Raw genomic sequence first — 23,447 nt, 5'->3', positions numbered from 1 at the left:
ACAAAGATATGATTTTTAGAAGATAAAGATAAAAACAAAAAAACATTGCCAAAGTTTGTAACTTTAGCAATGTTAAGCACGGGTGGAGGGATTCGAACCCCCATCAACGGTTTTGGAGACCGCTATTCTACCCTTGAACTACACCCGTATTTTAAAAAAGTTTTGAGTTTTTATGCTCAAAACTTTTTTGTATTAAATAATATTTAACCTAACCTTCTAAGCTAATTAGTCAAGAATTTCAGTTACTTGACCAGCACCTACGGTACGACCACCTTCGCGGATAGCGAAACGAAGACCTACGTTAAGAGCGATAGGTTGCAACAATTCTACTTCGATAGTTACGTTATCACCTGGCATAACCATATCAACACCTGGTTGCAAGTGGATAGTACCGGTTACGTCGGTTGTACGTACGTAGAACTGAGGACGGTAGTTGTTGTGGAATGGAGTGTGACGACCCCCTTCTTCTTTAGAAAGGATATACACCTCAGCTTTGAATTTAGCGTGTGGAGTTACAGAACCTGGTTTGCAGATTACCATACCACGTTTGATGTCTTTTTTGTCGATACCACGAAGCAACAAACCTACGTTGTCACCAGCTTCACCACGGTCGAGGATTTTGCGGAACATTTCAACCCCAGTAATAGTAGAGGTCAATTTTTCAGCACCCATACCGATGATTTCAACTGCATCACCTGTTTTAGCTTCACCAGTTTCGATACGACCAGTAGCAACGGTACCACGACCGGTGATAGTGAACACGTCTTCGATAGGCATCAAGAATGGTTTATCGATGTCACGAGTTGGAAGTTCGATCCATTTATCAACAGCGTCCATAAGGGCAAGAACGCTATCAACCCATTTTTTCTCACCGTTAAGAGCTCCAAGTGCTGAACCTTGAATGATAGGAGTGTTATCGCCATCGTATTGGTAAGAGCTCAAAAGCTCACGCATTTCGAGTTCTACGAGTTCCAACAATTCTGGGTCGTCTACCATATCTACTTTGTTCATAAACACAACGATACGAGGAATACCTACTTGGCGACCGAGGAGGATGTGCTCACGAGTTTGAGGCATAGGTCCATCGGTTGCAGCAACTACGAGGATAGCACCGTCCATTTGGGCAGCACCTGTAATCATATTCTTTACGTAGTCGGCGTGGCCAGGACAGTCTACGTGTGCGTAGTGACGAGTAGCTGTTTGGTATTCTACGTGAGAGGTATTAATGGTAATACCACGTTCTTTTTCTTCGGGAGCGTTGTCGATTGAATCGAAGCTACGAACTTCTGAAAGACCAGCGTCGGCTAATACTTTAGTAATAGCGGCTGTCAAAGTTGTTTTACCGTGATCCACGTGTCCAATAGTACCAATATTCAAGTGGGGTTTGGAACGATCAAATGTTTCTTTTGCCATTTTTAAATAAATTTTAAATCTTAGTTATATAAATGAGTGTTTGATGTGTGTACAAAATACGTCAGAGCTGATGACGAGATTTGAACTCGTGACCTCTTCCTTACCAAGGAAGTGCTCTACCCCTGAGCTACATCAGCATACAAAAAAAGAGCGGGAGACGAGGTTCGAACTCGCGACATTCAGCTTGGAAGGCTGACGCTCTACCAACTGAGCTACTCCCGCAAAAAAATAAAAATATGACAGTGGGGAGAACAGGATTCGAACCTGTGAAGGTAAAACCAGCAGATTTACAGTCTGCCCTCGTTGGCCGCTTGAGTATCTCCCCCGAATATTTGAACTATTAAAATATGTACTTTTTTTGAGCCGGCAGAGGGATTCGAACCCACGACCCCGAGATTACAAATCACGTGCTCTGGCCAACTGAGCTATGCCGGCGTCTATCTTTTTACAGAGCGCAAAAGTATAACATTTTTTTTTATTGACAAAATTTTTAGCACTTTTTTTACTAAAATATTTTAACTGTAAATACAAACATTTGAATATCAGATGTGTTTTCTGAATAATATGTTTTAACTTTATTGCTGTTTTTTTAGCTTACGTGAATAATTGGCAAATTAGGGTTTGCTTATACAAAAATTAAGACTGAAAGATAAAAATGATGATAAAAAGAGCTTTTTGAGTAACTTCAACTTTACCAAAGTTTAAGGTTTTGGCAAAGCTTTGTGATGTAAAAGTAAATAAAAGTACGATGCGAACCGCACGAGCAAGTGTGGGGCATACGGACAAGTAATAAGGTTTAAACGAAGGATAAGTGGGTCTACAGTGGCTCTACAGTGGGTCTACAGTGGGTCTACAGTGGGTCTACAGTGGGTCTAGAATGAAGAAAAGACAAACAAAAGACGAAGAATGAAGAAAGAAAACTTCTGTGATTGATACATAGGGGAGGTACGTTTACTGAAAGAATCAAGAGGAGTTGTAGAAGGTAAGCTTATGCACAAGAATGTTTTGGTTGATTTGAGCTAAAATAAGTCATTAAAATTGCTCTAATACTTGTATGCGTTTGCGAATAGGTGGGTGGGTGGCGAACATTGCAAAAAAGCCTTCGGCTTTATAGTCGATGAAGAGTTCTTTTACTTCGTCGTTATCCACACCTTCGATGGTAGAGTGCCCTGAGATTTTCTTTAAGGCATTGGCTAATGCCAAAGACTTATGGGTCATTTCAACAGCTCCTGCATCAGCCATATATTCGCGACTGCGAGAAAGTGCCAACTTAAAGAGTATTGAAAAAAAATAGACAACCCCTGCTACCAATAAGACTACCAGCACAACAGCTCCTCCCCCACCCTTTTCGTTTCGCCTGTTGCGTGAAGAATATAACTGACTGTTGAGCATCGTGCGGAAAGCGATATTGGCAATCGTGGCAAAAATACCTACAAACACAATGGTAATAATAAGCAAACGGACATCGCGGTTGCGGATATGGGTAAGTTCGTGAGCTATCACCCCTTCGAGTTCGTCGTCGTTAAGCGTGTTGATAATACCACGTGTGAGGGTGACGGCAAAGGTTTTTTGGTTGATACCAGAAGCAAAAGCATTGAGCGCATCGCTTTCTATAATATAGAGCTTGGGCATAGGCATTCCGACGCTCATACAAAGGTTCTCGGTGAGGTTATACACCCGCATATTCTCACGGCGTTCTAAGGGACGAGAGTGGGTGGCGGTTTGTATCATTTGGGTATTGAAGAAGTAGGAGATTACAAACCATATAGCTACCCCTATCAGCACCACAGGTACTACTGAAAGGAATTGAGCATTCACAGCCTCTATATCTTGGTCGTTAAGCATATACAATACCGCATAGGTTCCCGCAAGGATTAGCAAGGGGAAGGCTAATAAATACAGAACAGACTTGGTGTTATTTCGTGCGATTTGTTGTCGGATACCAAGATATTGCATAATTTAAGTTTTATTATTAGCAATTTTTCTTTACTTGCAAGGATAGGAGTGGCAAAGATATTAGTTTTATATGAGAATACCAAACAATGTTCAAAAAACAAATAAAGGAGACGCTATAAAACATCTCCTTTATATATCTTCTGTGCATTCGATTAGCTAAACGAAATCTCTGGAGCTTTATCCAACTGCTGGCGTTGTTCTGTACCCAAATCGAAGAAGGGTTGTGGAGTCATTTTCTTGAAACCTGCTACAATGTTAGTAGGTATCGATTGGATAGCGGTATTCAGCTCTTTGGTAGTAGAGTTGAAGAAGCGACGCACTGACGCCAATTTATTTTCTATATCGGCAATTTCTTGTTGGAGGTGCATAAAGTTAGTATTCGCTTTCAAATCAGGATAAGCTTCTACTTGGATATTGAAAGCGCCCATAGCAGAAGAGAGTTCTTTCTCGGCTGCAATCTTATCGTTTATATCAGTAGCACTCATAGCACGACTGCGCGCTTGAGTGATTTTGGTGAGCACATCGGACTCGTGAGTCATATAGCCTTTTACAGCTGCTACGAGTTGAGGAATAAGGTCGTGACGTTGCTTGAGTTGCACATCAATATCAGCAAAGGCGTTCTCACGATTATTGGTTAATGCTACCAATCTATTATTGGCACTAATGTACCAAAATACTACAATCACTATGATTGCGATGGTTATTATAAGTCCCATATCTAATTTAATAATTACAATTAATATTAACAATTAAAACTATGCCTCCAATGAGGAATTGGATAATTAAAGTCTTTTTTTAGCTTGGTTTTATCTAACACTGAGTAGGCAGGGCGCGTTACTTTGCTTGGAAACTCATCAGAACGACAGGGCAATACTTTACAATTATTACCCGATTGTGCTACAATAGTTACTGCAAAGTCATACCACGAGCAAACCCCTTCGTTAGAGAAGTGATATACCTCACGTTTGCCTTTATACCAAAGGTTTTCGACTGCTTGCACAATAAAATCGGCTAAATCAGAAGCGTTGGTAGGGGTACCTACTTGGTCGAATACTACTTTTAGTTCAGTACGTTCGGCACTGAGGCGCTGAATAGTCTTTACAAAGTTATGACCGAAACGCAATGAGTACAACCACGCTGTACGGATAATGAGATGTTCAATGCCTGCTTGTTGTATTGCTTGTTCGCCTGCTAATTTAGTACGCCCATACACCCCAAGAGGTGTGGTTGGGTCGGTTTCGGTATAAGGAGTGTTTTTACTTCCTCCGAATACATAATCGGTGGAAATATGAATAAGAGGCAAGTTGTGTTCTTTACAAACAGTTGCTAAATTCTCGACAGCTGTATGATTGATAAGAGTTGCGAGAGCTGAGTCGTCTTCGGCTTTATCAACATTGGTATAAGCTGCACAATTGACAATGACATCAATATTATTGAGTTGCACAAAAGCACGAATAGCTTGGACATCACAGATGTCCAAGCTATTTATATCCGTGAAATAGTAGCAACTTTTCTTGTGAGAATTAGCCTGAATTTCAGAACCTAATTGCCCACTACCTCCAGTTACTAAAACATTCATTTACTATTAGCTAACAGCGTAAGCGTTACTATCTACCTCTACGCTTTGTTTATCGCGAAAGCTATTATATAATCTGTTTACGTCTGCTTTATACTTATCGGGCACATTATTGCCATAAGTTCTGTTAAGCTCTATAAACTTTTGTTTTAAATCAGGAGTAATTGCAGTATTGAAATTCTCCATATACAAAATGTGTTCTACTAATTTTACAAATTCTTCCATAGTTCTATAAATGTTTAATCATTGTTTGACGAGGCAAAAGTACGAATAAATTTATTATTGACAAAAAAATAGTTATCAATTTAAATTAACAGGTTATTAACAGAGTTATCAACAGGAGGAATTTAGGTAAAAGGTAAAAGATAAAAGGTAAAAAAAAATTAGAAAATTAGGGAATGTGGGAATTAGAAAATTAGAAAAATTATTGGAGTTTATAGTATTTTTATTATCTTTGCGCTCTGTAAAACATCATTAAAACATTCATAAAAAAAACATTTATCATTATGGGAATTTTTGACAAACGCGAGAACTACAAACCTTTTGAATATCCTGAGGTTATGGAGTTTGTGAACGCTATGCACAAATCGTTTTGGGTACACTCAGAAGTGGAGTTTACTGCCGATATTCAGGATTTTAAATCGGAGTTAACACCTGTGGAAAAAGAGGCTGTAAAGCGCGCTCTATTAGGTATCGCCCAAGTGGAAGTATCGGTAAAGACTTTCTGGGGAGACCTCTATGACCTCTTTCCTAAACCTGAATTCAACGGATTAGGGGCTACTTTTGCCGAATGTGAGTTCCGCCACAGCGAGGCTTACGCACGCTTATTGGAGGTTTTGGGCTACAACAACGAGTTTGAAAACTTATTGGAGGTACCTGTTTTTAAAGAACGCAGTAATGTATTAAAAGAATACTTGGCTAAAAATCGTGAGAACGCTATGGAGCGGATTCTGTTTTTCACATTGATTATTGAGAATGCTTCGTTGTTCAGTCAGTTTGCTACTATTCTTTCATTTACGCGTTTCAAAGGGTTCTTGAAAAACGTAGCGAATATTATTGCGTGGACATCGGTAGACGAACAGTTACACGCCAATGCAGGTATTTATATTCTCAAAAAGATATTTGAAGAAAATCCAGAAATGAAAGCTAAAGCCGAAGAAGATGCGACTACTTTTATCCGTAGTTATATCACTTTGGAAGACAAGATGCTAGACTGGATTTTTGAACAAGGTGAATTGGAGTTTTTTAGCAAAAAAGACTTGTCGAACTATATGCGTTATCGTTTGGACGACTCGCTTACACAATTGGGATTAGGAAAGCCTTTTGGTATTTCGGGAGAGGAAGCTAAACCGATGATGTGGTTTGAGGAGGAAGTGTTCAGCAATGAGCTTGACGACTTCTTTGCCAAACGCCCTACTGCTTATACTAAACACGACAAGAGTATTAGCGAAAACGATTTGTTTTAGATAAAATAAGAGGTAAGAAGTAAGTTTCTTACCTCTTATTTTTTAGTTGAATGCCAAAGGTCTATCAGTAGAAAAAACTTGTATACCTTTCTTTGCCCACTCGGTATATAGGTGGTCGCCTTTGGTAGCAGCACGCTTATCTAAGTTACCTAATGTACCTAATATGGCAGGTATTTTTAGTTGGTTTAAACGTTCGTACAGCTGATCAGGAGCTAAACGAATACCAGTGAAAGCCAACAACTTCTGTTTAGGAATACCTGTTTGCAAAATACGGTTCAGTTCGTCTTCATTGCGGGCGCTCACCGAAAGGAGCATCTCAGGAGCTACCTTATGCAAGGCTTCGGCTTGTGCAGTATTATAACTGATAAGCACCACTTGTGCTTCCATCTTCTCTTCGCGCACTAAATCTACCACTTTTTGATAAGAAATACCCTTTTTAAAATCTAACATTAAGTACCCCTTATTGGTTTTACACCAGGAAAGTACATCTTTTAAAAACGGAATCTGAAAAGCAGTTACATTACCGAACTCATCTTTGAGTTTTTCAGTACGCAACTGTGCGGTAGTAAGAGCTGATACGACTCCTTGACCTGTGGCGGTACGTCCTAACTTATCGTCGTGCATCAGGAGCAAATCGCCGTCGGCACTCTCGAAGATATCTATCTCAAAGCTGTGTATTCCTTTTTTGGAAAGGTATTGAATGCTTTCCAAACAGTTTTCGGGATAGCCTTTAAGTTGCTCTCCTCCCCCACCCCGATGAGCAGAAACAATGGGTTTGGAGGTGAAATACATTTGATTAGTAATCTCCTCTTGGGGGATTATCTGTCCGGTTGAGGGGCTTTTGCAAGCCATTGCGAGGCACAAAAGCGATAAAGTGATGATATATTTCTTCATTAAAAACATATTTTTTTTGCAAAGATAAATAAAATGTGGAAATGAGAAAATGAGAGAATGAGAAAATGAGAGAATTAGCAAATGAGTAGTGATAAAAATAGTTTTTTGACAGGTCAGACAAGTCAGACGATTCAGATGAGATTAAAGGCTTTATTGGAGAGACTGAGGAGATAGAAAGATATCGGAAAAGAACGGAAGGGAAAATTTAGGCAAAAGGTAAAAAATGAGCTGTAAGGAGGGTGGGGTTAGCTTATAGAGAGCTTATAGGAAGCTTATACGAATCTTGGACGATTGGTATAGGAAGGGTGTGTAAAAAGTTGATTAATAGCTTAATACAACAATGCCAAAAATGCCAAAAATGGGGTTTCGAGGCGAAAGAAAGAGAATCCTCACCCCGTCCCTCTCCCAAGGAGAGGGGGTGTAGTGACGGGTAGAGAGCGACGAAAAAAGGGGAATGTGGCGACCGAAAAGAGAAGGGATAATTAGAGAATTAGCGAATTAGAAAATTAGAAAATTTGGAGATTAGCAAATTTGTGGGAGGAGTTTAGTGGGAGTGTGGTGGCGGAAAGGCGGAGGAAAAGCGATTGAAAAATAGCATTTTGTTATATCGAACTGACATAAATTCAAAAAAATATTCGTACCTTTGCCGTTCATAAACTCTCAACTAAAAAAGTGGAAAATATACAAGCTATAAAACAGCGATTTAGCATTATTGGCAACGACCCTAAGCTAAATCGCGCTATCGAAAAAGCCATACAAGTAGCCCCTACTGACATTTCGGTACTCATCACCGGAGAAAGTGGGGTGGGGAAAGAGGCTATACCGCGCATCATTCACTCGCTGTCTCTACGCAAACACGGTAAATACATAGCCGTAAACTGCGGAGCAATCCCCGAAGGGACTATCGATTCGGAACTTTTTGGTCACGAAAAAGGCGCTTTTACGGGAGCTACCGCTACCCGTAGTGGATATTTTGAGGAAGCCGATGGCGGGACTATTTTCTTGGACGAGGTAGGTGAATTGCCCCTCACTACCCAAGTGCGCCTCTTGCGGGTGCTCGAGAATGGCGAGTTCATAAAAGTAGGTTCCTCGGTAGTGCAGAAGACGAATGTGCGCATTGTGGCGGCTACCAATGTGCAAATGCAAGAAGCTATTAAAAAAGGACGTTTTCGCGAAGACCTTTACTACCGACTCAGCACAGTAGAGATACATTTGCCTCCTTTGCGCGAACGCAAAGACGATATCCACTTGCTTTTCCGCAAGTTTGCTTCGGATTTTGCCGAGAAATACAAAATGCCTCCTGTGAAGCTCAGCGAAGACGCGGTACATCTGCTCACGAACTACCGTTGGAGCGGGAATATCCGTCAGTTGCGGAATGTAGCCGAGCAGATTTCGGTACTTGAACAGCGCAGGGATATTACGGCGAGTATTTTGCGCACCTACTTACCCGATGAGGGTAGCAATCTACCACAGGTTGTACCTCAGCAAGCGCGCCAGGATAGTGATTTTAGCAACGAACGCGAGTTGCTTTACAAGGTGCTTTTCGATATGAAATCTGACCTCAATGACTTGAAAAAGCTTACCCTTGAACTGCTACAACACGGCAATTCAGCCCAAGTACAACAGGACAACGAGGGACTTATTCATCGCATCTACGGCAATGATTCACACAAGAATGAGGCGAGCTCTCCGGCTTATTCTATCATTCCCGTACCTCCTACCGAGAAGGAAATCCTATCTCACGAAGAGGTGTACGACTATGAGGAAGCTGCGGAAGAAGAGCGTTTTTCACTTCAAGAGCAAGAGCGCGAAATGATACGCAAGTCGTTAGAACACAACGGTGGCAAGCGCAAGGAAACCGCCAAAGCCTTGGGGATTTCGGAGCGGACGCTATATCGCAAACTAAAACAGTATAATATGATTTAGGCACTAAGCTTTGGGGCATAAGCCTCAGGTAATAGGAGGTCAGAAGAGAGAACTTTCTGCCAGCCGGACGTGGCGGAGTTTTGGGAAAGGATTGTTAATTATTAATTGTGAATTGTTAATTATTTAGATGAAATCATATAAAATAGGCATTATTGGGCTGGGTTATGTGGGCTTCCCCTTAGCTTGTCTGTTTGCCAAAAAATATCCCACAGTGGGTTACGACCCCTATACGGCGCGAGTGGAGAGCCTCAACACAGGTATTGACACTACGGGCGAAATCGGTAGTGAAATCCTTAAAGAGCGTTTGGCTACCCACCTTATTTGTACTGCGAACCCTGAGGACGCTAAGGATTGCAATGTGTACATAGTGGCAGTACCTACACCTATCGACCTCTATCAGCAACCCGACCTTACCGCCTTGCGCGAGGCGAGCCAAACAGTAGGTGCATTGCTAAAAAAAGGAGATATAGTGATTTACGAATCGACGGTTTACCCAGGAGTGACGGAAGAGGTGTGTGTGCCTATCTTGGAAAGCGTGTCGGGGCTTGCATACAACCGCGATTTCTTTGTGGGTTACTCGCCCGAGCGCATCAACCCTGGTGATAAGCACCATACCGTGGAGACTATCTGCAAGATTACCTCAGGCTCTACCCCTGAGGTAGCACAGGAAATAGATACTCTCTACAATTCAGTGCTGAGGGGAGGCACTTACCTTGCCCCGTCTATAAAAGTAGCCGAAGCCGCCAAAGTGATAGAAAACGCTCAGCGCGATGTGAATATCGCCTTTATGAATGAGATAGCGAAGATATTCAATATTTTAGAGATTGATACTAATGCGGTGATAGATGCAGCCAGTAGCAAGTGGAACTTCTTGCCCTTCCGCCCCGGTCTGGTAGGTGGACACTGTATAGGGGTAGACCCTTACTACCTCATACAAAAAGCTAAACTGCACGGCGTATCGCCACGCTTAATGATGGAAGCCCGAAAGACAAACGACTCGATGGGAGGCTATATCGCCTATCAGATTATCAACCGCTTGTGTTTACAAGGTATGCCTGTGAAGGACAGCCGAATCCTGCTCTTAGGTTTTACATTCAAAGAAAACTGCCCCGACACTCGCAATACGAAAGTAGTAGACATCTACCGCACCTTCGAAAACTTTACTAATCATATAGTGGTATACGACCCCTGGGCAAACCCCGAGCGCGCTCGTGAAGAATATGGCATTACAGTAGCTACTAAACCACAAAACCTCCCTACCCACAACGATGTAGTGGTGCTTTGCGTGGCGCACCAAGAGTTTCTACAGATGAATATAGGAAATTACTTAAAAGAAGACGGTATCGTTTACGACGTAAAGGGGAAGTTGAAAGTGAAGAAGAACGTGTTTAGGTTATAAAAGTTGTATAGTAAAAAACTTTTTCCTACCTTTGTCGCCTAAAATATTCACATACAATGAAGAAAATATACTTGCTAATGCTTTGTGCTTTTCCGTTTTTGGCAAAGGCACAATACACTGAAATTATTAACTCAAACCTCCCAGGTAATTCACAAAGTGCTTACGCAGTAGGGGCGAGAGTATTACAATTTGAAGGAGGTTTATGGTACGAGCACAACCACCACAAAGAGACAGGCACTTCTATGGATTTTACTGGAATGAACTATGCAGTGCGTTATGGTTTTTATAAAGAAGAATTGGAAGTGATGCTCAATGGTACTCTTGCTTATGACCGTACGATTGCATCTAATGGTACGACTTCGCACTTTGGTTTTGTGAACAATACTATCGGAGCTAAGTATTTGCTCTTTAAACCTGCTTTTTTAGATGAAGAGCCGAGTATTTACAGTTGGAAGGCTAATAACTCTTTTAGATGGCGCAATCTCACACCTTCCATATCTCTTTATGCAGGGGTGAATTTCTTACCAAACAAGCGATATTACTACGAGTCAATACCGGCACTCTCTCCCAAAGTAGCAGCTATCTTTCAAGCAGAGCCTATCCCCCGTGTGGTGTTGGTAGCAAACGGTATCATTGATAGGTTCTTAAGCGGAAAAAACACCGAATACAGCTATTTGTTCACCGTTACTCATAACTTAGACAATGGTTGGTTTAGTATCTTTGCAGAGCATCAAGGTATTCACAGCCAGCATTACAACGACCAGATTACGCGTCTTGGCGTTGCCTTCTTGCTCTCCGATAAAATACAACTCAATGCCGATATGGGCTTTGGCTGGAAAGATACCCCACAACGCTATATGGGATTGTTCGGGGCTTCTTATCGCATCGATAACCACAACAGCTATATCAAGAAGGTATTGAGTGAAACAATAGAAACCACCAAAATACAACACAAGAAAAAACCTAAAAGAAACAGACGTAATGCCATTGATCTCGATTAAAGAACTCACCACTAAAAAGGAACTTACCGAGTTTGTGAAGTTCCCTTTCTCTTTATACAAAAACAACCCTTATTGGGTGCCTCCTCTCATCAGTGACGAGGTAGCCTCTTTTGACAAAACCAAGAACCCTGTATTCGACAATGCCGAAGCCTTCTTTTACGGAGCTTACAATGAGAAAGGTAAAATGGTAGGGCGCGTAGTAGCTATTATTAATCAGCACGACCTTAAACAGAACATAAAGAAAGTGCGCTTTGGTTGGCTGGATATGATAGACGATATTCAAGTAACACAAGTTCTCTTGGATAAAGTAGCTGAAAAAGCTCGTGAGTATCAACTGGAGTATATGGAAGGACCTATAGGTTTTTCGAATATGGACAAAGTGGGATTGCTTACTGAAGGTTACGACCATCTCTCGAATATGATGACGTGGTATAACTATCCTTATTATAATCGGCATTTAGAGCAATTAGGCTTTACCAAAGAAAAAGGCTTTGTAGAGATGGAATTTTTAGTAAAGAACTCTAAACCTGAGATTTTTAAGAAAACAGCTGAAGCCATAAAAAAACGCTATGGGGTAAAGTTTATTGATACGCCTACTACTAAAGAAGTGCTCAAGCACGTAGACGCAATGTTTGACCTTTACAACGAAACCTATTCTAAGTTAGCCTCCTACGTGCCTATAAGCGAACGTCAGCGCGAGTACTTCAAACAAAAGTATATCCCTTTTATCAATCCTGAGTATATACGTTTTATTGAAGATAAGGACGGTAAACTGATATGTTTTGCCATAGTGATGCCTTCGTTCTCCAAAGCATTACAAAAGGCAAAAGGCAAACTCTTTCCTTGGGGTTGGTGGTATTTGTTACAATCGAAACGACATCACGACACGGTGGAGTTCTACCTTATTGGGGTAGCCCCCGAATACCAAAGTAAGGGTATTCCCGCCTTGTTGTTCGACTATTATTATGATATATTCACCCGCAATGGTGTTACTCATTGCGTGATTACACCTGAACTCGAAGAAAATATTGCTATTCAGCAACTCTGGAAGAGTTTTGACCCCGTCATTTTTGCTCGCCGTGCTACCTTTAAAAAACAGGTAAGAGATTAAATGTAAAATGAATTATCTTCTCCCTTTTCTGGCAGTGGTATTAGGCTACTCATTCGTTACCTTTTTTAAACCTGCCCAACAGCAATACACCAAACTACTACTCTCTTTCAGTGGCGCTTACCTATTAGCACTCACTGTATTCGTGCTGATACCCGAAGTATATCACTCTCACGATGAGCAGCACGATTTTAAATACATAGGGCTATTTGTGATAGTAGGAGTACTCTTACAAATTGTTTTAGAGTTCTTTTCGCACGGAGCCGAACACGGTCACACCCAGCACCCACACCCACACCAGCATAGTGCTTTCCCGCTCTCACTGTTTATCAGCCTTAGTATTCACTCCATTTTAGAAGGTTTCCCGCTATCTCACGGGCATAATCACGACCTTGTGTATGGTATATTCGTGCACAAACTGCCTGTGGCTATTGTGCTCACTACCTTTTTTGTGAATTCGGGGGTGAACAGGTGGAAGACAGCACTGTTTTTACTCTTCTTTGCCCTAATGACGCCATTAGGCACTTTTTTAAGCAATACAGTACCAAGCCTTATCAGTTACCACACGGAGCTTTCGGCTATTGTAATAGGTATTTTCTTACATATATCTACCGTAATCTTATTTAAAAACTCCGAAGGACATCGTTTTAACCTATTAAAGTTTTTAAGTGTTTGTGTAGGATTTGTGGTAGCGTATCTTACTTAGTAAATTGACCAATTAACAGATTAACCAATGAAGACGATAAAAAAATTCTTATGCATTAGTGTTTTATGGGTAGTTGCTTGCCAACTTCCTCATAAAGAGGTTGCCTTTACCGAGAGTGACCTTAATGTTATTCCGCGACCCCAATCGCTCACTCTGGGTAAGGGTAGTTTCCGGTTTACTAAGGAAACTGCTTTTGTGATTGACCCTGCTTTGATGCCAGCTCGGCGTTCTTTTCTCGAACAATTTGAGAAGGCTTCTGGATTTAGGTTTTCTGTACAAAAAGTAGCTCTCTTGACTAATTATGTAGTGATTGACACTGATACATCTCTTCCTAAAGAAGGTTACACTCTCACTGTAAATCCTAAAGAAATTATCATTAAGGCAGGTGGTTACAACGGGGCACTTTACGCCCTCGAAACGCTGCGTCAACTACTGCCTAAAGAGTTTGAAAGCACTACACCCGTGAAGACTGATTGGGCGGTGCCCGCAGTTACCATCATTGATGCTCCTCAGTACGCTTGGCGCGGATTGATGCTGGACGTCTCTCGCCATTTCTTCTCCAAGGAATATATACTGAAAACCCTCGACCGTATGGCAATGCTCAAGCTCAATACCTTCCACTTCCACTTAGTAGACAATGAAGGTTGGCGCATCGAAATTAAAAAGTATCCTAAACTTACCGAAATAGGTGCGTGGCGTGTAGACCAAGAGGATAAACTATGGGGTGAGCGCATCACTAACCCCGCCAACGCCTTTGCTAATCCTGCGACAGCTCCTAAAAAATACGGAGGTTTCTATACCCAAGAAGATATTAAAGAGATTGTAGCCTACGCCTCTGCACGTGGCATTATGGTAATCCCCGAAATAGAAATGCCTGCCCACGCAATGAGTGCCATAGCGGCTTACCCCAAACTGTCTTGTCACAAACACCCCATAGGAGTACCCTCAGGCGCGGTGTGGCCTATCACCGATATTTATTGTGCGGGGCAAGAAGAAACTTTTACTTTCTTGGAAGATGTACTTACCGAAGTGATGGAGCTTTTCCCCAGCAAATACATTCACGTAGGTGGCGACGAAGCCACTCACACCGAATGGGAAAAGTGCCTCAAATGCCAAGCACGTATGAAAGACCACCACTTAAAAGATGTGCACCAACTACAGAGTTATTTTATCAAACGTATAAATGATTTCTTAGTATCCAAAGGGCGCACTTTGGTAGGTTGGGACGAGATAATGGATGGTGGTTTAGCTAACAATGCAGTGGTGATGAATTGGCGCGGTATCGAGGTAGGTAAAAAAGCCCTCGAACAAGGTAACCCTGTTGTCCTCACTAGCGATTGCTATATAGACAACTATCAAGGTCTTCCCGATTATGAGCCTCAAGCCAATGGTGGTTACTTACCGCTCAAAACCCTTTACCATTACAGTCTTGAAAAAGAAAACCTCAGCCCAGCGCTACAAAAAAATATTTTGGGTACGCAAGCCAACTTATGGGCAGAACACGTGGGTAGCACTGAACATTCGGAATATATGCTCTTTCCGCGATTGTTGGCGCTTGCTGAAATCAGTTGGACAACCGATAACTTGAAGAATTGGGACAACTTTATAAATCGCACTCAAGCCTTTATGAAGCGTTTGGACGTGATGAAGGTGAACTATGCCCGCTCTATGTACCAAGTAGTGCCTACCGTTGAAAACCAAGAGGGGACTATCTTTCTAAAATTAGACTGTGAAGTCCCAAACGCCGACATTCGCTACGCTTTGGGAGATACTCCTATAGAGAAAGCTACGAAATACCACCAGCCTATTGCGTTGAATCGAAGCACGACCTTTAAAGCAACTGTTTTCAGTGGAAAGGCGACCAACACCATTACCACTGGCGAGGTAACATTCCACAAAGCGATAGATAAGAAAGTAAGTTACAGTCCACTTTATCACAAGAATTACCAAGGGCAAGGAGAAGCGACGCTCACCAATGTCATTCGCGGTACCAAAAACTTTCACGATGGGCAATGGCTCGGTTGGTTAGGCGACGATGTAACCCTTACCCTCGATTTGGAGCAAGCTACCGAGGTAAGAGAAGTGCGTATAGGCGCAATGGATGCCCAAGCATCTGGTATTTACTTTCCCGTAGAATTTATAGTATCCCTTTCAAACGACGGTAAAAACTACCGTGAAGTAGCAACTCACAACGAGCCTTGTGTAGTCAGAGGGAAAGCCACCTTAAAAGATTTTGTGTTGAAGTTTAGTCCAACGGAAGCACGCTATATCAAGCTCACCCTCAAAAACGTAAAAACACCCCCAAAAGGAGGTGATGCTTGGCTTTTTATAGATGAAATTTTGGTATTTTAGAAAAATAATGTACCTTTGTTGCGTAAAAGAAGAAAAATATGGAAACAATTACAGTTGCCTTACCCAAAGGACTTTCATTGAAAAATGCTAAATCTGTACTTGAAAGTCTCAACTTTAAAATAATAGAGACTTTTGAAGAAACTCCACGTTTACGAAGGGGAGAAAACATTCCAAATGAGACTACTCAAAAAGCCTTAGAAGAAGCAGAAAGACTTATAAACGATCCTAACACAAAATACTTTACAAATGTAAAAGAATTAATAGCCTCTTTAAATGATTAAGTTATGGATAATATTAACAGAAATGTATATGAAATAACTTATACTGGACAGTTTAAAAAAGACTATAAAAAGTATAGAAGTAATAAAAACAAAATCCTAAAGATTGAAGATACTATTGCTTTATTAGAAGAGGGAGGAGTAGATAACTTACCTAAATCAATGAAAGCCCATTTTCTCACAGGAAATTATAAAGGACATTTGGAATGCCATATAGAACCTGATTTACTTATCATTTGGTTACAATACGATGAAGAGAGGAAAAGAATACTTTTAGTTAGGTTAGGTTCTCATTCAGAATTGTTTAGCAAATAATTTTACTAAAGGATATAACTACATATTTTAAAAAACACACAACAATAACACAAAAAGAAAAAACACCCTGCTACGGTTGCAGAATTGTAAATTATTAATTGTAAATTGTTAATTGACATATGGATTCAGTAAAAAATTATATCAATGAAAACAAAGACCGCTTTATTGCGGAACTGATAGAACTGCTTAAAATGCCCTCTATCAGTGCTGATGCTGCCTATTCTCAGGATGTGCTCAACACCGCCGATGCTGTAAAAAACGCCTTAGAGAAGGCTGGCTGCGACAAGGTGGAAATATGTGAAACCCCTGGCTACCCTATCGTATATGGCGAAAAAACTATCGACCCTGCCCTGCCTACTGTTTTAGTATATGGGCACTATGATGTACAACCCGCCGACCCTATTGAGCTTTGGGAATCTGACCCCTTTGAGCCTGTTATCAAAAAAACCGATATTCACCCCGATGGAGCTATCTTCGCTCGTGGGGCTTGTGACGACAAGGGACAAATGTTTATGCACGTGAAAGCCCTTGAATATATGGTGAAAAACAACGTGCTCCCTTGCAATGTGAAGTTTATGATTGAAGGCGAGGAAGAAATAGGCTCAGGAAGTCTTAGTTGGTTTGTAAAAAACAACCACGAAAAACTCAAAAACGATATTATTCTCATTTCCGATACCAGTATGCTGGCTAACGACACCCCTTCTATCACTACGGGCTTACGCGGACTTAGCTATGTGGAAGTGGAGGTTACCAGTGCTAACCGCGATTTGCACTCTGGTTTATATGGTGGTGCCGTAGCGAACCCTATCAACGTGCTTACTAAAATGATTGCTTCTTTGCACGATGAGAACAACCGCATTACCATTCCGCATTTCTACGACAAAGTAGAAGAGCTCTCACAAGCTGAACGCGATGAAATGGCAAAAGCACCTTTCTCACTCGAAGCCTACAAAAAAGCCTTAGATATTGATGAGGTATATGGCGAAAAAGGCTATACCACTACCGAACGTGCCTCTATACGTCCTACCCTTGATGTAAATGGTATCTGGGGAGGCTATACCGGACAAGGAGCTAAAACGGTTATCCCAAGTAAGGCTTATGCCAAAATATCAATGCGCTTGGTACCTAACCAAGACAACCACGAAATTACCGAGCTCTTCACCAAGCACTTTGAGAGTATCGCACCAGCAGGTGTGCGCGTGAAAGTAACTCCGCACCACGGCGGACAAGGCTATGTAACCCCTACCGATACGCCTGCTTACCAAGCAGCAGTAAAAGCCTGCCAAGCGAGCTTCGGGAAAGAACCTATACCTGTGCGTTCAGGTGGTAGTATTCCTATTGTAGCTCTTTTTGAAGAAGAATTAGGTAGCAAATCTATTCTCTTAGGCTTTGGTTTAGATAGCGATGCTATCCACTCGCCTAACGAACACTACGGTATTTTCAACTTCCTAAAAGGTATTGAAACCATTCCGTGGTTCTATCACTACTTTGTACAAAAGTAATACAAGTTACATAAATAGTAATAAGGACTTTACCGAAACTCGTAGCACGAGAGACTATTAAACTTTCGGTAAAGTCTTTTTATATTATTATTGAAAATAAACGACTTAGCAGTACAACTAAAAAATATTAAATATTTTTCTGCTTAAAAATTTGCAGGTTTCAAAAATAGTTGTACCTTTGCACCGCAATTAAGGAAAACATAAGTAGAAAATATTCCTCCTTAGCTCAGTTGGTTAGAGCATCTGACTGTTAATCAGAGGGTCACTGGTTCAAGTCCAGTAGGGGGAGCAACAAAAAAGCACTTACATAATGTAAGTGCTTTTTTTATTTTATCTTCTTATAAAGCCCATTCTTTAGCTCGGTTGTGAGCATTCCACATTCTTTCGTACAATTCACTCCCTTGCAATAACTGACTATGAGTGCCTATAGCATTGATTTCGCCTTTGTTGAATACAATAATCTGGTTGGCTGTGGTGATAGAGCTAAGGCGGTGTGCTATCACAAGTACAGTTTTGTTGCGAATAAGCGTACTGAAAGCCTGCTGTATTTTATGCTCGTTCTCAGGGTCGGCAAAGGCAGTAGCTTCGTCTAAGATGAGGATTGGTGCATTTTTAAGAATAGCACGTGCCAACTGGAAGCGTTGTTGTTCTCCTCCGCTGAGATGTACCCCTTGCTGACCGAAAAATGTGTTGTACCCATTGGGCAGATTCGTGATAAAATCGTGTATTTGAGCTGCTTTGGCAGCCTCTATCACTTCTTCTTCTGTTTTATCCATTCCCATACAAATATTGTCGTACATTGTTTGTTGAAACATAAAGCTATCTTGGAAAACAAATGATACCTTTTGCATCAAACTTTCGGTGGGTAACTCTTTGATGTCAATTCCACCTATAGTAATTCGTCCTTCTTGGCAATCCCAAAAACGAGAGAGCAATTGCCCTACGGTACTTTTACCTGCCCCTGAGGGGCCTACTAAGGCAGTAACTGTACCTTCTTTGGCTGTGAAGCTAACGTTGTTCAATACATAGTTCTCGCCGTCGTAAGCAAAGCTAACCTTGTCGAAACAGATATTATAGTGAGTAGGTATCTGTGCATTATGTCCTTCGGGAAGAATGGGTTGATTGAGAATTTTATCAATCTGTTGTACGCCTTGTTCTATCAGCTGTAGTTGCATTGCCATATTGCTAATGGCAAAAACGGGACGTATATAGCCTGTGCCTATGATAAGGAAAAAGAGCATAGTGGCAAGGGTTACCCCATTGTGAAAATAAAGATATAGACCTAATGCCAAAACAGGCAACATTGCATTACTAGCAAAACTCATAAAGATAGCGTAAGGGGGTGAGCTATGACGTATCCACTGGCTTACAAAACGGTTGAAAGATTTTACTTTCTTGCCGTATTTATCAAAACTCTCAGCTGATTGTTGGAATATCTTCATCACAGGCATAGCACGTACGTATTCTACGATACCTGAGCTCATCTCTTCTAACGATTGGTGATATAGCTGGGTAAGATTTTTGTTTTTTCCTCCAAACATTATTGGGAAAATAAGCAGTAGCAACAATAAAGGCAAACAGCTGGCAAGAGCTAATCGCCAATCTTGACTGAACAGATATCCTAAGGTGAATAAAGGCAAGGCAATAGCTTTTACAAAATCGGGGATTTGGTGAGCAATAAAGGTTTCTATACGTTCTACATCGTCTGAAATAATTTTCTTAAAAGCTCCTGAATTGCGGTTAGAAAGATAGCCCATAGGCAATACGCCGACCTTTTCGGTAATCGTTTTCCTGAGACCGTAAAGAATGTTGAAAGCGGCGATATGTGATAAAATACCCGATAAGAAGAAAGCGACCATACTCACGGCTATCATTACAATGGCGTAGATTACGTATTGTTGAGCGGTAGCAAAATTGGGTATTTGCTGTGTGAGTTCTTGTATGATATAGAATACCAAGGCATAAGGAATCAAGCTCAGTACTGCGTGAATAATGGCTAAAGTGCAGGAGGCTAAGAGTAAGGTTTTACGCTGTCCTGCTATTTGTAATAATCTTTTCATAGTTCGTTAATTGTTAATTGCTGTCCAGCCAGAGGTTTGTTGTTGGAGTGTCCAGAGGCGATGATAAATACCTTTTTTAGCCAAGAGTTCGGGGTGCGTACCTTCTTCGGCAATACGCCCTTCTTCTAAAACAAGTATTTTATCAGCATTTTTAATGGTGGAGAGCTTATGGGCTATCACCACTACTGTTTTGTTTTTTACAAGTTCCTGAATGGCTTTTTGAATGTATATTTCGTTTTCGGGGTCGAGACTGGCAGTAGCTTCGTCTAACAAGATAATAGGAGCGTCTTTCAGCAAAGCACGTGCGATGCTGATACGTTGTTTTTGTCCGCCAGAGAGATGGTTGCCTCCTTCACCTACGGGAGTGTGCATTCCTTGCGGTAATTCCCACGCAAACGAAAGTACTTGTGCTTTTTCGGCAGCCTCTATAATTTGGCTTTCGGTAGCGTTAGGATTCCCTATTTTGATGTTATTGTAAATAGTATCATCGAATAGGTATACATCTTGGAATACTTCGCTGATAAGTCCATAGAAGCGGTCTTGCCGGATATTTCTAATATCTACTCCACCGATGGTAATTCTTCCATTATTCACGTCCCAAAAACGCGCAATGAGTGAAGCAATAGTGGTTTTACCCGAGCCCGAATGTCCTACCAATGCTACCATACTGTGCTGAGGAATGCTGAAATTAAGATTGTTAAGTGTAGTTTTATCTTCTAAATACGAGAAACTTACATTATCAAAATTGATATTAAAGTGAGAAGGGAACTCGTTTTTATCGGTTTCCATAGTGGGTTCTTTCAGTACATCAATGACACGGCTGAGGCTTTCGTTCATATAGCGCAACATCATATAATCTACTAATACTACTTTGATGGGGTTGTACAGAATATAGCCTAAAATTAGAAAAACGATAAGCACAGGAATAGTAATGGTATTGTGAGTGAGATAGTACAAGCCTAAAGCGAGCATCAACACAAAGCTTATTTCCAAAACAGTGAACGAAAGCATTACAAATGGTCCTGGTATAGCTTCTAAGCGGATGCTCTTTTGGCGCAAATTCTCATAAGCCTTTTCGAGCATTCGGTAATTACTACCTGTAAGACCATAGGATTTTAGGTGTCGTATTCCTTGTACATATTCCAAGAATTTAGCTGATACTTCGTTTCGTGCCTTTACTTGCCCTTTGCTGAGTTCCCATTTATCGACCATAAAAATACCGAGCTTTAAGAACGGTATTACCAGTAGAATGCCAATGAACAAACAAAGGGTGAGTCGCCAATCGCAATAGAAGAGAAATCCTGAGAGCATAAGTGTACCGAAAAGAGCGGCTGCTAAATTGCCAAAACTGTGACTGAAAATATGCTCAAACGAGGCGACATCTTGCATAATCACTGAAGCTATTTCGCCGGGGTCGCGCTTTTTGAAGAAACCTAATGAGAATTTTTGGATATGATTACCTAAGCGAATGCGTACTTTTTCGGAAATACCATATACTAATAGGTTGGACGACACAAGGGTGCGCGAGGCAACGAAGAACTGTAATAGGAGTAGGAAGCCCATTAGGGCTACCATTTCCCAGATAAGGGACAGATTGGGTTGCGGTTTAAAAAGCTCCCATAATATTATGAGTAATATGCCCGACGGAGCTGTGATAAAACCGTTATGCACAATTTCCCACAACACGCTCTGCCACGTACCTTTTTTATTAAAAGCTGTAATATACAGTAAATTGCGAATCATTTTATTTAAATGTTTGATTAACGGGGCAAAAATACTGTAAAAAGCTCTTACATAGATTTAATATAAATAGCTTTTTTTTAAATGTGAATAGCTTTTTTAATAATTAGAAAATGAGAGAATGTGAGAATGAGAAAATTAATAGATTAGTAAACGGACACGAAGAAAATCGGAAAGGTTCGGAAGAGGGTTAAGGGAATTTTTGGTGAAAAATGGCTGTAAGGAGGGTGGGGTTAGCTTATAGAGAGCTTATAGGAAGCTTATACGAATCTTGGACGATTGGTATAGAAAGGGTATATAAGTAGTTGACTCATAGTACAATACAACAGTGCTAAAAATGTTAAAAACGGGGTTTCGAGGCGAAAGAAAGAGAAAAGGCAATAGGCCTTAGGCCATAGGCACTAGGGGGGAGTGTGACGGGAAAGAGAATTAGTAAATTAGAAAATAGGGAAGAGGCAATAGGCCTTAGGCCATAGGCACTAGGGGGGGAGTGTGACGGAAAAGAGATTTAGCAAATTAGAAAATTTGGAAATTAGAGAATTAGCAGATTAGGCGTGAGACAGACGAGCGGGTACGAGCTGGACGGGCTGGGAAATTAGAGATTAGCAGATTAGGTGTGAGCGCATAGGTAGGAAGGTTAGCAAATGGTTTGTGTTATATGTAAAACAAAAAAAGATGATGAAATATTTGGTGGGGAACAAAAAAGTGTGTATTTTTGTGCCGATTAACAAAATACTTTTTAAACGATGAAGAAAATATTTTTAGCTTTAATGGCAACAGCAACTTTCGTAGCTTGTAATAAAGAAGACAAGGACGAAGACGGTACTAGTGCTAAATTCCCTAAAGAAATTACTACTATTGTAGGAACAGAACGCACTGTTATTAAATATGAGATGCAAGATGCTACTCGTCCTAAAAAAGAAACAAGAATTACCTATCGAGGCAATTCTTCTTATGGTGATGAGACTTATCACGATTACGACTACGATAGCAGTGGCCGTTTACAAAGAAGAACTTACTACTCAAAGGAGCCTTACTTCCATAACTACATCTATACCTATAGAGCTGATGGGAAGTTAGAAAAAGAAGAAACGATAGCCTTGGGAACAACTCTTTACGCTACGAAAGTTTATGAATACAGAGCAGACGGACGTCTTGTGAAAAAAGAAGATAAGCCCGCCAACAACAACGACGGGAGCTACATCACGACTACTTTCGATTATCCCAGTACCAATGTGGTAAGAATTACCAAAAACACTTATGTGAGAAAAGATGGCAAAAACGGTGATGACACAAACGAATGGCATAGCTACACCTTAGACGCTAAAGGCAATGTGGTAAAAGATGAGTACACTACTACCACTCATAGCTATGAGGTAACCTATGAATATGATGCTAAAATCAATCCTGAGTATGTGAATTTTATAATACAAACTACTCCCGACCACTTTGTTACTCTTCTTACCCCTAATAATATCATTAAGAAAACAGTTGTAACTGCAGAACTCAATAAGCCAGAAAATGTTACTAAGACCGTATATCGCTATGATATTCAGTATGATGGGGATTATCCAATCCGAATTAAAGTTTACTCAGTGCCTAAAGATGAAAAAGCACCACAAGTACTTATCAGCACTACAGAATACAGCTATTAATTTTCTAAAAGAATTTTAACAAAAAGCATTACAGTATCAACTTTGCCAAAGGACGTAGCACGACAGACTATTACCTTTGGCAAAGTTTTTTATTACTCAA

The 23,447-nt window shown here is 40.8% G+C and carries 19 protein-coding genes and 6 tRNA genes; 12 read left to right on the top strand and 13 right to left on the bottom strand.

Annotation, left to right across the window (positions count from 1 at the left end; genetic code table 11):
- Window positions 1-77: 77 nt before the first annotated feature.
- The 10 genes from ACSQ7D_RS06985 to ACSQ7D_RS06940 all read right to left on the bottom strand — a co-directional run bounded on the left by ACSQ7D_RS06985 (window position 78) and on the right by ACSQ7D_RS06940 (window position 5,170).
- Window positions 78-148, bottom strand: a tRNA-Trp gene (locus tag ACSQ7D_RS06985).
- Window positions 149-225: 77 nt separating this feature from the next.
- Window positions 226-1,413 carry an elongation factor Tu gene (gene tuf / locus ACSQ7D_RS06980; protein ID WP_034553965.1) on the bottom strand — a complete coding sequence of 396 codons (1,188 nt, stop codon included), beginning with the start codon at window positions 1,411-1,413 and terminating at the stop codon, window positions 226-228.
- A 65-nt stretch (window positions 1,414-1,478) separates the two neighbouring features.
- Window positions 1,479-1,550, bottom strand: a tRNA-Thr gene (locus ACSQ7D_RS06975).
- Between the two features lie 12 nt (window positions 1,551-1,562).
- A tRNA-Gly gene (locus tag ACSQ7D_RS06970) sits at window positions 1,563-1,635 on the bottom strand.
- 21 nt (window positions 1,636-1,656) lie between these two features.
- Window positions 1,657-1,738: transfer RNA gene (locus ACSQ7D_RS06965), tRNA-Tyr, on the bottom strand.
- Between the two features lie 36 nt (window positions 1,739-1,774).
- Window positions 1,775-1,848 (bottom strand) — tRNA-Thr (locus tag ACSQ7D_RS06960).
- Window positions 1,849-2,445: 597 nt separating this feature from the next.
- Window positions 2,446-3,369: a M48 family metallopeptidase gene (locus ACSQ7D_RS06955; RefSeq protein ID WP_009419836.1), complete on the bottom strand. Its 924-nt coding sequence runs from the start codon at window positions 3,367-3,369 to the stop codon at window positions 2,446-2,448.
- Window positions 3,370-3,521: 152 nt separating this feature from the next.
- The gene (locus ACSQ7D_RS06950; protein ID WP_437135739.1) at window positions 3,522-4,085 is read right to left on the bottom strand and encodes a LemA family protein; all 564 of its coding nucleotides are present in this window, start codon (window positions 4,083-4,085) and stop codon (window positions 3,522-3,524) included.
- A 26-nt stretch (window positions 4,086-4,111) separates the two neighbouring features.
- Window positions 4,112-4,948 carry a dTDP-4-dehydrorhamnose reductase gene (gene rfbD / locus ACSQ7D_RS06945; protein WP_437135738.1) on the bottom strand — a complete coding sequence of 279 codons (837 nt, stop codon included), beginning with the start codon at window positions 4,946-4,948 and terminating at the stop codon, window positions 4,112-4,114.
- 6 nt (window positions 4,949-4,954) lie between these two features.
- Window positions 4,955-5,170: a hypothetical protein gene (locus tag ACSQ7D_RS06940; protein WP_002675130.1), complete on the bottom strand. Its 216-nt coding sequence runs from the start codon at window positions 5,168-5,170 to the stop codon at window positions 4,955-4,957.
- A gap of 281 nt (window positions 5,171-5,451) precedes the next feature.
- Between ACSQ7D_RS06940 and ACSQ7D_RS06935 the strand changes: the two genes are divergently transcribed.
- On the top strand, window positions 5,452-6,411 hold the full coding sequence (locus tag ACSQ7D_RS06935) for a ribonucleotide-diphosphate reductase subunit beta (RefSeq protein WP_002675128.1): 960 nt from the start codon (window positions 5,452-5,454) through the stop codon (window positions 6,409-6,411).
- A 42-nt stretch (window positions 6,412-6,453) separates the two neighbouring features.
- Here ACSQ7D_RS06935 and ACSQ7D_RS06930 read toward each other — a convergent pair whose 3' ends face one another.
- Entirely contained in the window at window positions 6,454-7,314 is an 861-nt protein-coding gene (locus ACSQ7D_RS06930) for a glycerophosphodiester phosphodiesterase family protein (RefSeq protein WP_009421748.1), read from the bottom strand.
- Window positions 7,315-7,977: 663 nt separating this feature from the next.
- On the opposite strand from ACSQ7D_RS06930, the gene ACSQ7D_RS06925 reads away from it, so the two are divergent.
- The 10 genes from ACSQ7D_RS06925 (at window position 7,978) to ACSQ7D_RS06880 (ending at window position 18,181) form a co-directional block, all read left to right on the top strand.
- A complete protein-coding gene (locus ACSQ7D_RS06925; RefSeq protein ID WP_289012791.1) occupies window positions 7,978-9,231 on the top strand; it encodes a sigma-54 interaction domain-containing protein in 1,254 nt (417 codons plus the stop codon).
- Between the two features lie 127 nt (window positions 9,232-9,358).
- A complete protein-coding gene (locus ACSQ7D_RS06920; protein ID WP_437135737.1) occupies window positions 9,359-10,630 on the top strand; it encodes a nucleotide sugar dehydrogenase in 1,272 nt (423 codons plus the stop codon).
- A gap of 56 nt (window positions 10,631-10,686) precedes the next feature.
- Window positions 10,687-11,631: a transporter gene (locus ACSQ7D_RS06915; protein ID WP_437135736.1), complete on the top strand. Its 945-nt coding sequence runs from the start codon at window positions 10,687-10,689 to the stop codon at window positions 11,629-11,631.
- Window positions 11,612-12,742, top strand: a complete 1,131-nt coding sequence (locus tag ACSQ7D_RS06910; RefSeq protein WP_437135735.1) for a GTP cyclohydrolase — start codon at window positions 11,612-11,614, stop codon at window positions 12,740-12,742. The genes ACSQ7D_RS06915 and ACSQ7D_RS06910 overlap by 20 nt, the downstream gene beginning before the upstream one ends.
- 7 nt (window positions 12,743-12,749) lie before the next feature.
- Window positions 12,750-13,445: a ZIP family metal transporter gene (locus ACSQ7D_RS06905; protein ID WP_437135734.1), complete on the top strand. Its 696-nt coding sequence runs from the start codon at window positions 12,750-12,752 to the stop codon at window positions 13,443-13,445.
- Between the two features lie 27 nt (window positions 13,446-13,472).
- Complete coding sequence (locus ACSQ7D_RS06900) at window positions 13,473-15,797, top strand: glycoside hydrolase family 20 protein (protein ID WP_437135733.1); 2,325 nt, start codon at window positions 13,473-13,475, stop codon at window positions 15,795-15,797.
- 38 nt (window positions 15,798-15,835) lie between these two features.
- Entirely contained in the window at window positions 15,836-16,078 is a 243-nt protein-coding gene (locus ACSQ7D_RS06895) for a hypothetical protein (protein WP_015782367.1), read from the top strand.
- A 3-nt stretch (window positions 16,079-16,081) separates the two neighbouring features.
- Entirely contained in the window at window positions 16,082-16,390 is a 309-nt protein-coding gene (locus ACSQ7D_RS06890) for a type II toxin-antitoxin system YafQ family toxin (RefSeq protein ID WP_015782366.1), read from the top strand.
- A 119-nt stretch (window positions 16,391-16,509) separates the two neighbouring features.
- Window positions 16,510-17,892 carry a dipeptidase gene (locus ACSQ7D_RS06885; protein WP_009410196.1) on the top strand — a complete coding sequence of 461 codons (1,383 nt, stop codon included), beginning with the start codon at window positions 16,510-16,512 and terminating at the stop codon, window positions 17,890-17,892.
- 215 nt (window positions 17,893-18,107) lie between these two features.
- A tRNA-Asn gene (locus tag ACSQ7D_RS06880) sits at window positions 18,108-18,181 on the top strand.
- 49 nt (window positions 18,182-18,230) lie between these two features.
- On the opposite strand, the gene ACSQ7D_RS06875 is transcribed toward ACSQ7D_RS06880, so the two are convergent.
- A complete protein-coding gene (locus tag ACSQ7D_RS06875) occupies window positions 18,231-19,952 on the bottom strand; it encodes an ABC transporter ATP-binding protein (protein ID WP_437135731.1) in 1,722 nt (573 codons plus the stop codon).
- A 6-nt stretch (window positions 19,953-19,958) separates the two neighbouring features.
- Entirely contained in the window at window positions 19,959-21,695 is a 1,737-nt protein-coding gene (locus ACSQ7D_RS06870) for an ABC transporter ATP-binding protein (protein ID WP_437135729.1), read from the bottom strand.
- A gap of 743 nt (window positions 21,696-22,438) precedes the next feature.
- Here ACSQ7D_RS06870 and ACSQ7D_RS06865 point away from each other — a divergent pair.
- Window positions 22,439-23,347, top strand: coding sequence for a hypothetical protein (locus ACSQ7D_RS06865; RefSeq protein WP_016478546.1), 909 nt, complete (start codon window positions 22,439-22,441; stop codon window positions 23,345-23,347).
- Window positions 23,348-23,447 lie beyond the last annotated feature (100 nt).

The sequence above is a fragment of the Capnocytophaga sp. G1920 genome, from assembly GCF_051417515.1.
Note: the sequence above shows the minus strand (reverse complement) of the source record. Positions and strands in the feature narration are given on the sequence as shown.